Origin of the sequence: Mycobacterium simiae (assembly GCF_010727605.1) — a bacterium.
Taxonomy (GTDB): Bacteria; Actinomycetota; Actinomycetes; order Mycobacteriales; family Mycobacteriaceae; genus Mycobacterium; species Mycobacterium simiae.
On sequence record NZ_AP022568.1, the window covers coordinates 1,642,961 to 1,655,231 of the forward strand.

Sequence of the window (12,271 nt, forward strand, 5' to 3'; positions counted from 1 at the left end):
CGCTAAAGCGCCGGACGACGGGCCCGCCGCCGGTTATCCACAGCCGCGCAGGTTTGATCAGGTCACAATTTGGGTAGCATTGGCGGATGAATTTTCCCCGCACCGTGGCTGGCGGCGCAGCCGCACTGGTCATGGCCGCGGGCCTACTCGCCACGCCGAGTGCGTCCCCGGTCGCACACGCCTTCGACTGTCCCGACGTCGAGGTCATCTTTGCCCGGGGCACCAACGAGCCGCCCGGCCTGGGCCGCGTCGGTGACGCCTTCGTCGACTCGCTGCGCCAGCAGACCGGGCTGAACATCCTGCCTTACGGCGTGAACTACGCCGCCAGCAAGTTGCAGCTGCATGGCGGGGACGGCGCCAACGACACCATCGACCGCGTGAAGAAGAGCGTGGAGACGTGCCCGAACACCAAGATCGTGCTGGGCGGCTACTCCCAAGGCGCGTCGGTGATGGACATTGTGGCCGGTGTCCCGATCGGCGGCATCACCTGGGGCAACAGCCTGCCCGCGCAGTACGCCAACAACATCGCTGCCGTCGCCACTTTCGGTGACGTGGCCGACCGTGCCGGCGGCACGCTGCCCAGCCAGAGCGCGCTGCTCGGCTCCAAGGCCATCGACCTGTGCAACCCCAACGATCCGATCTGCCACGCCGGTCCCGGCAACGAGTGGAGCGGCCACACCGAGGGTTACGTACCCGTCTACACCACGCAGGCCGCCGCGTTCGTCGCCGCCCGGCTGCTCGGCACCGGCCAGTCGGTGCCCGGCTACGGACCGTCGCTGCCGGGCAGCGGACCGCAGGCCCCCGGTTACGGGCCGACAGCGCCCGGCCAAGCGCCGACTCCCGGCCAGGCGCCGGGCCCCGTGCTGCCGAATCCGCAGTCGCCGGGCCCGCTAACGCCGAGCTACGTCCCGCCCTCGCCCGCGCCGTCGGTCCCCGGCCCCAGCGCACCGCAGACCGACGTGGTTGCCGCGGTTCACTAACACGCCGACGATAGCCCGTACCATCGCGGCATGAGCCTTGCCGTGAAAAGATCACGGGCACATAACATTTCCCTTTTCGCGGCTGCTGCATTGCTCGCGGCGGCCGCAATGCTGTTCGGGGTTCCGGCGATTCCGCGCGCCGTGGCGGCCTGCCCGGGCGTCGAAGTGGTGTTTGCCCGCGGCACCAATGAGCCGCCCGGTGTGGGGAAGGTCGGCGGGGCCTTCATCGACGCGTTGCGCCGCCAGACACGGCGCAGCGTGGGGGCGTACGGGGTCAACTATCCCGCCAACGACGACTTCTTGGCCGCCGCCGACGGAGCGAACGACGCCAGCGCCCACCTCCAGCACATGGCCGGCGACTGCCCCGGCACCAAGCTGGTACTCGGCGGCTATTCTCAGGGCGCCGCCGTCGTCGACATCGTCACCGCCGCACCGATATCCGCGCTCGGCTTCCGTCAGCCGCTGCCGGCGACGGCCGCCGACCACGTCGCCGCGGTCGCCCTGTTCGGAAACCCGTCGGGACGCGCCGGCGGACTGATGAGTGCGATCAGCCCGGGATTCGGCGGCAAGATCATCGACCTGTGCAACCGCGGCGACCCGATCTGCTCGGCCGGCAACTCCTGGCAGGCCCACCTGAGCTACGTGCCCGGATTGACCAATCAGGCAGCACATTTCGTCGCCGGCAAAATTTAGCCAGGCAACCGTGCGGTCACACTGGCATCGCGGAGTGATCACGGCCGTTCACTAATTCCGCGGAAGAATGCGTACCATCAGCTCATGGGGGTTAGTCCGTTCGGTAAGACATTGCTCGCGGCGCTGATGATGATCGGTCCCGGGGTTGTTTCGATTCCGGCGGCCTCCGCGGCACCGGCATGTCCGGGCGCCGAGGTGGTGTTCGCCCGCGGCCGCGAGGAACCGCCCGGCGCCGGGCTGGTCGGCGACGCCTTCGCGAACTCGCTGCGCAGCAAGACGCAGCTGCCGCTGGGCGTGTACGGAGTCAACTACCCCGCCGACGTCGATCCGGCCAAGGGCGCCAACGACATGAGCGCCCACGTCCAGTACATGGCCAAGCATTGTCCGAACACCCGTGAGGTGCTGGGCGGCTACTCGCTGGGAGCCGTGGCCGCCGACCTGGTAGTCGCGGTCACACAGCCGTCCTTCGGGTTCAAGAACCCGCTGCCGCCCGGCGTGGACCAACACGTCGCGGCGGTGGCACTGTTCGGCAACGGCACCCAGCGTGTGCTTGGCCCGGTCCCCGGCTTCAGCCCCGCCTTCGCCGGTAAGACGATCGAGGAGTGCGCGCCCGGCGACCCGATCTGTTCGGGCACCGGCAAGGCGGTGTGGGCTTCGCATCTGCAGCCGTCCTACATCGACTCCGGGCTGGTGGATCAGGCCGCCGCCTTCGCGGCCAGCAAGCTGTAGCGGAAGTCACTCGCGCACAGCCAATTCCCAGGTTCCCCGAGTGGCGGTGGTCTGGGCGCCACCGGACACTTTATAAGTGACGACTGCCGTCGGGACCGACGTCGACAAATCGCCGGCCGCCCGGGAAACGCTCGAAGATTACACCCTGCGCTTTGCGCCCCGTAGTTACCGGCGATGGTCCACCGCGGTGGTGGGGATCTCCGCACTCGGCGGCATCGCGTATCTGGCCGACTTTGCAATCGGTGCCAACCTCGGCATCAGCTACGGAACCGCCAACGCGCTGTGCGGCATCGGGATCTTCGCCGCGGTCATCGTCGCGACCGGTCTGCCGGTGGCCTACTACGCCGCGCGCTACAACATCGACCTGGATCTGATCACCCGCGGCAGCGGCTTCGGCTACTACGGCTCCGTGGTGACCAACGTGATCTTTGCGACGTTCACCTTCATCTTCTTCGCGCTCGAGGGTTCGATCATGGCGCAGGGTCTGCAGCTGGGCCTGCACATCCCGCTGTGGCTCGGGTATGCGTGCTCCACGCTGGTCATCTTTCCGCTGGTGATCTACGGCATGAAAGTGCTTTCCCAGCTTCAACTTTGGACCACGCCGTTGTGGCTGCTGCTGATGGTCGCGCCGTTCATCTATCTGGTGACCAGCCATCCCGAATCGGTCGGCGAGTTCTTCTCCTACACCGGCAGGCAGGGCCGCGGCGGCGTGCAGGCGGGTCCGGCGCTGATGGCTGCGGGGGTGTGCCTGTCGCTGATCGCGCAGATCGCCGAGCAGATCGACTATCTGCGGTTCATGCCGCCCCGCACCCCGCAGAACTCCCGCAGCTGGTGGACCTGGGTGCTGTTGGCCGGCCCCGGCTGGGTGCTGTTCGGCGCGATCAAACAGATCGTCGGGCTTTTTTTGGCCGTGTACTTGATCTTTCACCTGGCCGGTTCGCTGTCGATCGCCAATCAGCCGGTGCACCAATTCAAGGAGATCTACACCAATTTCATGCCGGACTGGCTGGCGCTGACGCTGGCCGTGACCCTGGTGGTGCTCAGCCAGGTGAAAATCAATGTGACTAACGCCTATTCGGGTTCGCTGGCCTGGACGAACTCGTTCACTCGCGTGACCAAGACCTACCCCGGCCGCGTCGTCTTCCTCGGCGTCAACCTGACGATTGCGCTGATCCTGATGGAAGCCAACATGTTTGACTTCCTCAACACCATTCTGGGTTTCTACGCTAACTGCGGTATGGCTTGGGTGGTGTCGGTGGCGTCCGACATTGTGTTCAACAAGTACCTGCTGGGGCTCTCGCCCAAGGCGCCGGAATTCCGCCGCGGCATGCTGTACGCGATCAACCCGGTCGGCTTCGGCTCGATGCTGTTGGCCGCGGGCCTGTCGATCCTGGCGTTCTTCGGCGGCCTGGGCGAGCCGCTGCGGCCCTACTCGCCGCTGGTGGCCATCGTCGTCGCGCTGGTGATGCCGCCGGTGCTGGCTATCGCGACACGGGGCAAGTACTACCTGCGGCGCACCCACGACGGCATCGACCTGCCCATCTACGACGAGCACGGCAACCCCGCCGCCGACGAATTGGCTTGTCACGTCTGCAATCACACGTTCGAGCGCCCCGACATGCTGGCCTGCCCTAACCACGGCGCCTACGTCTGTTCGCTGTGCGCGTCCACCGACAAACGCTCCGAACACCTGCTGGACTGAGCCGGCCGGCGCTAGCGGGTGCGCAGGTCGCGGGTGATCAGAATGCGCGACGCCAGCTCGTCGTCGGGCGGATAGTCGACGCCCACCAATGTCAGGCCTTGCGCCGGGGCGGCTGCGAAATCGCTGGATCGTGCTGGCGCGTCGAGCAATTCACGACACCACTGTCCGGTGCGGCGATGTTCGCCGACGGCCAGCAGCGCCCCGACCAGCGAGCGCACCATCTGCCAGCAGAACGCGTCGGCGGTGACGTGCGCGGTGATCAGATGCCCATCCCGGGACCACTCCAGCCGCTGTAAATCCCGAATAGTGGTGGCACCGGGCCGATGCCGGCAGAAGGCCGCGAAGTCGTGCAATCCGACGAGCTGCTGCGCCGCGGCGCCCATCGCGTCGACGTCGAGTTCCCGCGGCCAGGCGGTGAGGTAGCGCGCTCGATGCGGCTCGACACCGTAGGGCGCGGTCGACAACCGGTACTCGTAGTGGCGCCGCAGTGCCGAAAATCGGGCGTCGAAACCCGCCGGGGCGCGGCGGATTTGCAGCACCCGGACATCGGTGGGCAGGAAGCGACCGAGGCGACGCAGCAGCGGCAGGAATTCCGGATCGCCGGGCCGCGGCGATCGGGGGTAGGCGTTCGGCAGGGCAGCGGCGGGCACATCGACATGGGCCACCTGACCAGTGGCATGTACTCCGGTATCGGTGCGCCCGGCCGCCCACAACTTGACCGGCGTGCGGAACACCGTCGTCAGCGCCTCGTCGATCACACCGGCGACAGTGCGCTGCCCGGCCTGCGTTGCCCAGCCCGCGAAATCGGTTCCGTCGTAGGCGATGTCGAGCCGGAGACGGACGTCTTCGCTACTTGTCGGTGGACTCGTCACCCTCGTCGGCGGCCTTGTCGGCGGCTTGCGCCTCGGGCTCATCGGCCTGTTCCGCGGCCTCGGCGGCAGGTTCCGGCGTTTCGGCGGTCGCGGCTTCCTCGGCCGTCGGCCCCTCGGCCGCCGCCGGCTCGACCGCGGCCTGCGGCGCTGCAGCGGCCGCCACCGGCGCCTCGGCCGCGGGCGCCGTCTTCGAAGCCTTGACCCGGCGCGCCCGGTCCGCCTCCGACGTCACGGTCTTTTCCTGCACCAGCTCGATCACCGCCATCGGGGCGTTGTCGCCCTTGCGCGGCTCGACCTTGATGATGCGGGTGTAGCCCCCGTCGCGATCGGCGAAGAACGGCCCGATCTCCGCGAAAAGGGTGTGCACGACCTCCTTGTCGCGGATCTTCTTCATGACCTCGCGACGGTTGTGCAGCGTGCCCTTTTTGGCGTGGGTGATCAGCTTCTCTGCGTAGGGCCGCAATGCCCTCGCCTTCGGCTCGGTCGTCTTGATCCGGCCGTGCTCGAACAGCGACGTGGCCAGGTTGGCCAGCAGCGCCTTCTGGTGCGACGACGACCCGCCGAGGCGAGGTCCCTTGGTGGGCTTGGGCATTGCGACTATCTCCTAAGTGGGGCCGGCCCCCGTATCAGGTAGGACCGGGACGGACTCGTATTGAATTGCCCGGTTAGAGCTGTTCGGTTTCGGCGTAGTCCTGGTCGTCGTAGGCAGCCTCGGTGGACCAGGTGCCGGTGGCGACGTCGTAGCCCGCGACCTCCGACGGGTCGAAGCTCGGCGGGCTGTCCTTGAGGGACAGGCCCAGCTGGTGCAGCTTGACCTTGACCTCGTCGATGGACTTCTGCCCGAAGTTGCGGATGTCGAGCAGGTCGGATTCGGTGCGGCTGACCAGCTCGCCGACGGTGTGCACACCCTCGCGCTTGAGGCAGTTGTAGGACCGCACGGTCAGGTCCAGATCGTCGATGGGCAGCGCGAACGACGCGATGTGGTCGGCCTCGGCCGGCGACGGCCCGATCTCGATACCTTCGGCCTCGACGTTGAGTTCGCGCGCCAAGCCGAACAATTCGACCAAGGTCTTACCGGCCGACGCCAGGGCGTCGCGCGGGGTGATCGAGCTCTTGGTCTCGACGTCCAGGATCAGCTTGTCGAAGTCGGTGCGCTGCTCGACACGGGTCGCGTCCACCTTGTAGGTCACCTTGAGCACCGGCGAGTAGATGGAATCGACTGGAATACGGCCGATTTCGGCACCGGACGCCCGGTTCTGCACGGCCGGCACGTAGCCGCGGCCGCGCTCGACGACGAGCTCGACCTCGAGCTTGCCCTTGTCGTTCAGCGTCGCGATGTGCATGGCCGGGTTGTGCACGGTGACCCCCGCGGGCGGCACGATGTCACCTGCGGTGACCTCACCCGGACCCTGCTTGCGCAGGTACATGGTCACCGGCTCGTCCTCCTCGGAGGACACGACCAGGCCCTTGAGGTTCAGGATGATGTCGGTGACATCCTCCTTGACGCCGGGCACGGTGGTGAACTCGTGCAGTACGCCGTCGATGCGAATGCTGGTGACGGCCGCGCCGGGGATCGAGGACAGCAACGTGCGCCGCAGCGAATTGCCCAGGGTGTAACCAAATCCCGGCTCCAGTGGCTCGATGACGAACTGGGACCGGCTGTCGGTGAGGAGTTCCTCGGACAGTGTGGGTCGCTGAGAGATCAGCATGGTGTTTCTTCTTCTCCTTCTCGGCACCCGCTATTTGATGCCGTTTGGTTCTCGCGTCGACCCGCTTCGCCCGGCTTGGCCGAGCTTGCGATCGCCGCAAGGGTTTCCGGTGGCGGCGGCCGCCGCACCGGAAGTCTGTTACTTCGAGTAGTACTCGACGATCAACTGCTCGGTGAGCGGGACGTCGATCTGGGCGCGCTCGGGAAGCTGGTGGATCAGGATGCGCTGCCGCTCCCCCACTACCTGCAGCCAGCTGGGAACCGGGCGATCGCCCGCGGTCTCGCGCGCGATCTGGAACGGCACGGTGTTCAGCGAGTTGTCGCGCACGTCGATGATGTCGTACTGCGAGACCCGGTAGCTCGGGACGTCGACGCGCACGCCGTTGACGGTGAAGTGCCCGTGCGTGACCAGCTGGCGCGCCATCCGGCGGGTCCGCGCCAGTCCGGCGCGGTACACGACGTTGTCCAGCCGGCTCTCCAGGATGCGCAGCAGCTCCTCACCGGTCTTGCCGGGCTGTCGCACGGCCTCCTCGTAGTAGCGGCGGAACTGCTTTTCCATCACGCCGTAGGTGAAGCGGGCCTTCTGCTTCTCCTGCAACTGCAGCAGGTATTCGCTTTCCTTGATGCGGGCGCGACCGTGCTGGCCGGGCGGGTAGGGGCGCTTCTCGAACGCCTGGTCGCCGCCGACCAGGTCGGTGCGCAGCCGGCGCGACTTGCGGGTGATGGGTCCGGTGTAACGAGCCATGGTTCTCCTCCTAGACCCTTCTGCGCTTCGGCGGCCGGCAGCCGTTGTGCGGCTGCGGGGTGACGTCGGAGATCGCGCCGACCTCCAGGCCCGCGGCCTGCAGCGAGCGGATCGCGGTCTCCCGGCCCGAGCCCGGGCCCTTCACGAACACGTCGACCTTGCGCACGCCGTGCTCCTGTGCCTTGCGGGCGGCGTTCTCGGCGGCCAGCTGCGCGGCGAACGGAGTCGATTTGCGGGAGCCCTTGAAGCCGACGTGGCCCGACGACGCCCAGGCGATGACGTTGCCCTGCGGGTCGGTGATGCTCACGATCGTGTTGTTGAACGTGCTCTTGATGTGCGCGGCGCCGTGCGGGATGTTCTTCTTTTCCCGCTTGCGAGTCTTCTGCCCCTTCTTGGGGCCCGACGCGGCTGCCTTCTTGGCTGGTGGCATGGGCGATTACCTGGCCTTCTTCTTGCCGGCGATGGTGCGCTTGGGACCCTTGCGGGTGCGCGCATTGGTCTTGGTGCGCTGGCCACGCACCGGCAGTCCGCGGCGGTGCCGCAGACCCTGGTAGCAGCCGATCTCGATCTTGCGACGGATGTCTGCCTGTACCTCGCGGCGCAGGTCACCCTCGACCTTGAGGTTGGCCTCGATGTAGTCGCGCAGATGGGTCAGCTGGTCGTCGGTCAGGTCCCTGGTGCGCAGGTCCTTGTCGATCCCGGTCGCTGCCAGAATCTCGTTCGAACGAGTCCGGCCGACGCCGAAGATATAGGTCAGCGCGATCTCCATCCGCTTGTCCCGCGGCAGATCGACGCCTACTAGTCGAGCCATAGGTGGCGTTTCCTCTTTTTCTAAGCGGAGGTCTGTTCCCAGCCCGTTCCCGATCAGTCGGGGCCCGGCCTCCGTCCGGGCGTGGATGAACGGCGTATCCGCTCAGTGGTGCTGGGAGGTCTGCATTCAGTTGTGACTAATTCAGTTGTGACTAAGTTGTGGCAGCCACGTCCGTGGCGCCAATGGGGCTAGCCCTGACGCTGCTTGTGGCGCGGATCGGAGCAGATCACCATGACCCGCCCGTGCCGACGGATCACCCTGCACTTGTCGCAAATCGGCTTCACGCTGGGGTTGACCTTCACGGCTTTTCGATCCTGTTCTCGTCTGTTGATTGGTCATTTGTACCGGTACACAATGCGGCCCCGGGACAGGTCATAGGGCGAAAGCTCCACGACCACCCGGTCCTCGGGCAGGATGCGGATGTAGTGCTGCCGCATCTTGCCGCTGATGTGGGCAAGCACCTTGTGACCGTTCTCCAGCTCAATGCGGAACATCGCATTGGGCAGAGGCTCGACCACGCGGCCCTCGACCTCGATGGCGCCATCCTTCTTGGCCATAACTACTCGTCAAATCCTCGTCTTTTGGTTTCGTTCTCGTCTGCGCCAACAACGGCGCAGCATTCACACCGACTTTCCAAACGTGAGCCGGTGACAGGAAATTCCTCGGGAACGGTCACACAAAAAAGCCGGCGCGGATGGCGCACCGTCGGTCCATGGTACCCGTTTTGACGGCATCACCAAAATCCGCGATCACGGCCCTGAACAGCGGCCATCTCGACTCTTCACACTACGCCGGGCAAGCGCATACTGAAGCGCGATGACAAGTCCCCTGGATGGCGCCGCACTGTCGCGCAAACCCGTGATATTGACCGTCGACGACGATCCCTCGGTCTCCCGAGCGGTCGCCCGCGATTTGCGCCGCAAATACGGCGAGGAGCACCGGATCGTCCGCGCGGAATCGGGTCAAGAAGCGCTCGACGTCCTCAAGCAACTCAAGCTGCGCGGCGAGACGGTCGCGACGCTGATCGCCGACTACCGGATGCCGCAGATGACCGGCATCGAATTTCTCGAGCAGGCCATGGACCTCTACCCGCTGGCGCGGCGGATCCTGCTGACCGCCTACGCCGACACACACGCCGCGATCGACGCGATCAACGTGGTCGACCTCGATCACTACCTGCTCAAGCCGTGGGATCCGCCGGAGGAAAAGCTCTACCCCGTCGTCGACGCACTGCTGGAGGCGTGGCGGGCGGCACCGGAACACCCGGTCCCGCACACCAAGGTGATCGGACATCGGTGGTCGGCGCGGTCCTGGGAGGTTCGCGACTTCCTGGCCCGCAACGGGCTGCACTATTCCTGGTACATGGCTGACGAACCCGACGGCGAACGGTTGCTCAACGCCGCCGGCACGGACAGCCGCCGGCTGCCCGTCGTCGTCACCGAACGCGGCGACCCGCTGGTGGAACCGACCGACGCCGAACTGGCCGACAAGCTGGGCCTGACCACCACGCCCTCGCAGGAGTTTTACGACCTGATCGTGATCGGCGGTGGGCCCGCGGGTCTGGCCGCCGCGGTGTACGGCGCCTCCGAGGGACTCCGCACCGTGCTCATCGAACGCACCGCGACGGGCGGTCAGGCGGGGCAGAGCTCACGGATCGAGAACTATCTGGGCTTCCCGGACGGGGTGTCGGGCGGGCAGCTGGCCGAGCGCGCGCGGCGGCAGGCCGAGAAGTTCGGCGCCGAACTGATTACCGCCCGCACTGCGGTCGCGCTCGAGGTGAACGGAGCCAAACGCACCGTTCGCTTCGCCGACGGCGGCTCGGTCGACGCGCACGCGGTCATCCTGGCCACCGGGGTCTCCTACCGTCAGCTGGCCGCCGACGGCTGCACCGAGCTGACCGGCTGCGGCGTCTATTACGGCGCCGCCGTCTCCGTCGCCCCGGACTGCGAAGGCGAAGAGGTGTACGTGATCGGCGGCGCCAACTCGGCCGGTCAGGCCGCGATGTATTTGTCGCGGACCGCAAAATCGGTCAACATCGTCGTCCGCGCCCCGTCGCTGGAGGCCTCGATGTCCTACTACCTGATCCAGCAGATCGAGGCCAACCCCAAGATCAACGTGCTGACCTGCACCGAAGTCAAGCGCGCCAGCGGCGACGGCCACCTGGAAAAGCTGACGCTGGTCAACAACCGCACCGAGGTGACCGAGGAGGTCACCTGCGGCCGGATGTTCATCTTCATCGGGGCCGCGCCGCGCACCGACTGGCTGGACGGGGTGCTCGCCCGCGACGACCACGGTTTCATCCTCACCGGGCCCGATCTGCGCAACGTGTGCGGCTGGACGCTGGACCGCCCGCCGCACCACCTGGAGACCAGCGTGCCGGGTGTGTTCGCCACCGGCGACGTCCGCGCCGCATCCGCGAAACGGGTGGCGGCCGCCGTCGGTGAGGGATCGATGGCGGTGATGCTCGTCCACCGCTACCTGGCTGAGTCGTAGAAGGGGGCCGCACCGCATGACCATCACCACCCCGTGTGAGCCCGACGAACTGCGCAGCCTGTTTCTGTTCGAGGCCCTCACCGACGACCAGCTCGCGGTGCTGTGCGCCGCCGGGCACATCCAGGACTATCAGCCGGGACCCATCTGTGTCGAAGGGGAACCGGCGACCTGTTTCTACGTGCTGCTCGAGGGCGAGCTGACCATGTCCAAGCTCTCCGGCGGCCAGGACATCGAAACCAACCGCACCTCGCAGCGCGGGGTGTACTGCGGCGCCTGGCGCGCGTTCACCGGCGGGGAGCAAAAGACCTACGACGCGTCGGTCCACGTGACCAAGCCGTCGCGGTTCTTCGTCATGGACGCGCCGGTGTTCGCGCAGTTCATGAAGGACCAATTCCCGATGGCGGTACACCTGCTCGACGGGATTGCGGTCGGCACTGACCGCACCCGCCGCATCATCGACAACCGGGAGAAGCTGCTGGCGCTGGGCCGGCTATCGGCGGGGCTGACTCACCAGCTCAACAACCCCGCCGCTGCGATCTCGCGGGCCGCCTCGGATCTACGCGAACGCGTGGCCAACATGCGGCACAAACTGGCAATGCTGGCCGATGGAACGGTGAGCCCCGAGGCGCTCAGCGCCTTGGTGCGGTTGCAGGAGCGGGTTGCCGAACAGGTCGCCAAGTCCGCAGGGCAGCATTTGAGCGCGCTGGAGACCTCGGACCGTGAGGATGCGGTCGCCGACTGGCTGGAGGACCACGGCATCGAGGGCGGGTGGGACATTGCGCCGACTTTCGTCGAGGGCGGCATCGATACCGATGCGCTGGAACGGATTTCGGCGGTCACCGAGCAACTCGCGTCGACCTCACTGGACCAGGCCATTGGATGGATCAACTACACCATCGAAAGCGAATTGCTGATGAACCAGATCCTGGAAGCCAGCAAACGGATTTCGGCGCTGGTCGCCGATGCCAAGCAGTATTCGCAGATGGATCGGGCCCCGTTCCAGGTGGCCAATGTGCACGACCTGCTCTACAGCACACTGGTGATGTTCGCCGACCGGTTGTCCAAGGACGGCAGCGGCGGCGACAAGGCCATCACCCTGGTCAAGGACTTCGACAAATCGCTTCCGGAAATCCCTTGCTATCCAGCCGATCTCAACCAGGTGTGGACGAACATCATCGACAACGCACTCGCAGCCATGCGCGATACCGGCGGCACACTGACGGTGCGCACCTGCCGCTTCAACGAGAACATGGCCAGGGTCGAGATCTGCGACACCGGACCCGGAATCCCCCCGGAGATCCGGGAACAGATCTTCGAGCCGTTCTTCACCACCAAACCGTTCGGCGAGGGCACCGGACTGGGGCTGGACCTCGCGTTCAACATCGTCGTGAAAAAACACCGCGGGGATTTGCGGGTGGAATCCGTGCCCGGCGACACGCGATTCATCGTGATGCTGCCGCTTGAGGCACCGCCCGTCGCCGATGTCGCCCCGGACGACGAGCTGGACGACGGTTTGGACGGGGCCGATCCCGAATGAA

14 protein-coding genes are annotated in these 12,271 nt (G+C 66.4%); 6 read left to right on the top strand and 8 right to left on the bottom strand.

What is annotated here, in order from left to right:
• The first annotated feature begins 86 nt into the window (after window positions 1-86).
• The 4 genes from G6N33_RS07460 (at window position 87) to G6N33_RS07475 (ending at window position 4,104) form a co-directional block, all read left to right on the top strand.
• Window positions 87-980, top strand: a complete 894-nt coding sequence (locus G6N33_RS07460) for a cutinase family protein (protein WP_044509892.1) — start codon at window positions 87-89, stop codon at window positions 978-980.
• Between the two features lie 30 nt (window positions 981-1,010).
• The gene (locus G6N33_RS07465; RefSeq protein ID WP_044509891.1) at window positions 1,011-1,673 is read left to right on the top strand and encodes a cutinase family protein; all 663 of its coding nucleotides are present in this window, start codon (window positions 1,011-1,013) and stop codon (window positions 1,671-1,673) included.
• An 84-nt stretch (window positions 1,674-1,757) separates the two neighbouring features.
• Complete coding sequence (locus tag G6N33_RS07470) at window positions 1,758-2,402, top strand: cutinase family protein (RefSeq protein WP_101528763.1); 645 nt, start codon at window positions 1,758-1,760, stop codon at window positions 2,400-2,402.
• 76 nt (window positions 2,403-2,478) lie between these two features.
• A complete protein-coding gene (locus tag G6N33_RS07475) occupies window positions 2,479-4,104 on the top strand; it encodes a purine-cytosine permease family protein (RefSeq protein ID WP_044509888.1) in 1,626 nt (541 codons plus the stop codon).
• A gap of 11 nt (window positions 4,105-4,115) precedes the next feature.
• On the opposite strand, the gene truA is transcribed toward G6N33_RS07475, so the two are convergent.
• The 8 genes from truA to infA all read right to left on the bottom strand — a co-directional run bounded on the left by truA (window position 4,116) and on the right by infA (window position 8,797).
• A complete protein-coding gene (gene truA, locus G6N33_RS07480) occupies window positions 4,116-5,018 on the bottom strand; it encodes a tRNA pseudouridine(38-40) synthase TruA (protein WP_081662180.1) in 903 nt (300 codons plus the stop codon).
• Window positions 4,954-5,568: a 50S ribosomal protein L17 gene (gene rplQ, locus G6N33_RS07485; RefSeq protein ID WP_163771491.1), complete on the bottom strand. Its 615-nt coding sequence runs from the start codon at window positions 5,566-5,568 to the stop codon at window positions 4,954-4,956. Before rplQ ends, truA begins: the two co-directional genes overlap by 65 nt.
• A 73-nt stretch (window positions 5,569-5,641) precedes the next feature.
• Window positions 5,642-6,685, bottom strand: a complete 1,044-nt coding sequence (locus G6N33_RS07490) for a DNA-directed RNA polymerase subunit alpha (protein ID WP_044509885.1) — start codon at window positions 6,683-6,685, stop codon at window positions 5,642-5,644.
• A gap of 138 nt (window positions 6,686-6,823) precedes the next feature.
• Window positions 6,824-7,429 (bottom strand): 30S ribosomal protein S4, encoded by a 606-nt coding sequence (rpsD, locus tag G6N33_RS07495; RefSeq protein WP_044509884.1) that lies wholly within the window; start codon window positions 7,427-7,429, stop codon window positions 6,824-6,826.
• Between the two features lie 10 nt (window positions 7,430-7,439).
• Window positions 7,440-7,859 (bottom strand): 30S ribosomal protein S11, encoded by a 420-nt coding sequence (gene rpsK, locus G6N33_RS07500; RefSeq protein ID WP_044509883.1) that lies wholly within the window; start codon window positions 7,857-7,859, stop codon window positions 7,440-7,442.
• A gap of 6 nt (window positions 7,860-7,865) precedes the next feature.
• The gene (gene rpsM / locus G6N33_RS07505; protein WP_007167900.1) at window positions 7,866-8,240 is read right to left on the bottom strand and encodes a 30S ribosomal protein S13; all 375 of its coding nucleotides are present in this window, start codon (window positions 8,238-8,240) and stop codon (window positions 7,866-7,868) included.
• A gap of 188 nt (window positions 8,241-8,428) precedes the next feature.
• The gene (rpmJ, locus tag G6N33_RS07510; RefSeq protein ID WP_003879483.1) at window positions 8,429-8,542 is read right to left on the bottom strand and encodes a 50S ribosomal protein L36; all 114 of its coding nucleotides are present in this window, start codon (window positions 8,540-8,542) and stop codon (window positions 8,429-8,431) included.
• A 33-nt stretch (window positions 8,543-8,575) separates the two neighbouring features.
• Entirely contained in the window at window positions 8,576-8,797 is a 222-nt protein-coding gene (gene infA / locus G6N33_RS07515) for a translation initiation factor IF-1 (RefSeq protein ID WP_003418601.1), read from the bottom strand.
• Between the two features lie 259 nt (window positions 8,798-9,056).
• Between infA and G6N33_RS07520 the strand changes: the two genes are divergently transcribed.
• On the top strand, window positions 9,057-10,733 hold the full coding sequence (locus tag G6N33_RS07520) for an FAD-dependent oxidoreductase (RefSeq protein ID WP_044509882.1): 1,677 nt from the start codon (window positions 9,057-9,059) through the stop codon (window positions 10,731-10,733).
• Between the two features lie 16 nt (window positions 10,734-10,749).
• On the top strand, window positions 10,750-12,270 hold the full coding sequence (locus G6N33_RS07525) for an ATP-binding protein (protein ID WP_044509881.1): 1,521 nt from the start codon (window positions 10,750-10,752) through the stop codon (window positions 12,268-12,270).
• Window position 12,271: the final 1 nt, after the last annotated feature.

Coding starts and splice junctions, on each gene's coding strand:
- G6N33_RS07460 (WP_044509892.1), top strand. CDS start 87: ATGAATTTTCCCCGCACCGTGGCTGGCGGCGCAGCCGCACTGGTCATG.
- G6N33_RS07465 (WP_044509891.1), top strand. CDS start 1,011: ATGAGCCTTGCCGTGAAAAGATCACGGGCACATAACATTTCCCTTTTC.
- G6N33_RS07470 (WP_101528763.1), top strand. CDS start 1,758: ATGGGGGTTAGTCCGTTCGGTAAGACATTGCTCGCGGCGCTGATGATG.
- truA (WP_081662180.1), bottom strand. CDS start 5,018: ATGAGCCCGAGGCGCAAGCCGCCGACAAGGCCGCCGACGAGGGTGACG.
- rplQ (WP_163771491.1), bottom strand. CDS start 5,568: ATGCCCAAGCCCACCAAGGGACCTCGCCTCGGCGGGTCGTCGTCGCAC.
- G6N33_RS07490 (WP_044509885.1), bottom strand. CDS start 6,685: ATGCTGATCTCTCAGCGACCCACACTGTCCGAGGAACTCCTCACCGAC.
- rpsD (WP_044509884.1), bottom strand. CDS start 7,429: ATGGCTCGTTACACCGGACCCATCACCCGCAAGTCGCGCCGGCTGCGC.
- rpsK (WP_044509883.1), bottom strand. CDS start 7,859: ATGCCACCAGCCAAGAAGGCAGCCGCGTCGGGCCCCAAGAAGGGGCAG.
- rpsM (WP_007167900.1), bottom strand. CDS start 8,240: ATGGCTCGACTAGTAGGCGTCGATCTGCCGCGGGACAAGCGGATGGAG.
- infA (WP_003418601.1), bottom strand. CDS start 8,797: ATGGCCAAGAAGGATGGCGCCATCGAGGTCGAGGGCCGCGTGGTCGAG.
- G6N33_RS07520 (WP_044509882.1), top strand. CDS start 9,057: ATGACAAGTCCCCTGGATGGCGCCGCACTGTCGCGCAAACCCGTGATA.
- G6N33_RS07525 (WP_044509881.1), top strand. CDS start 10,750: ATGACCATCACCACCCCGTGTGAGCCCGACGAACTGCGCAGCCTGTTT.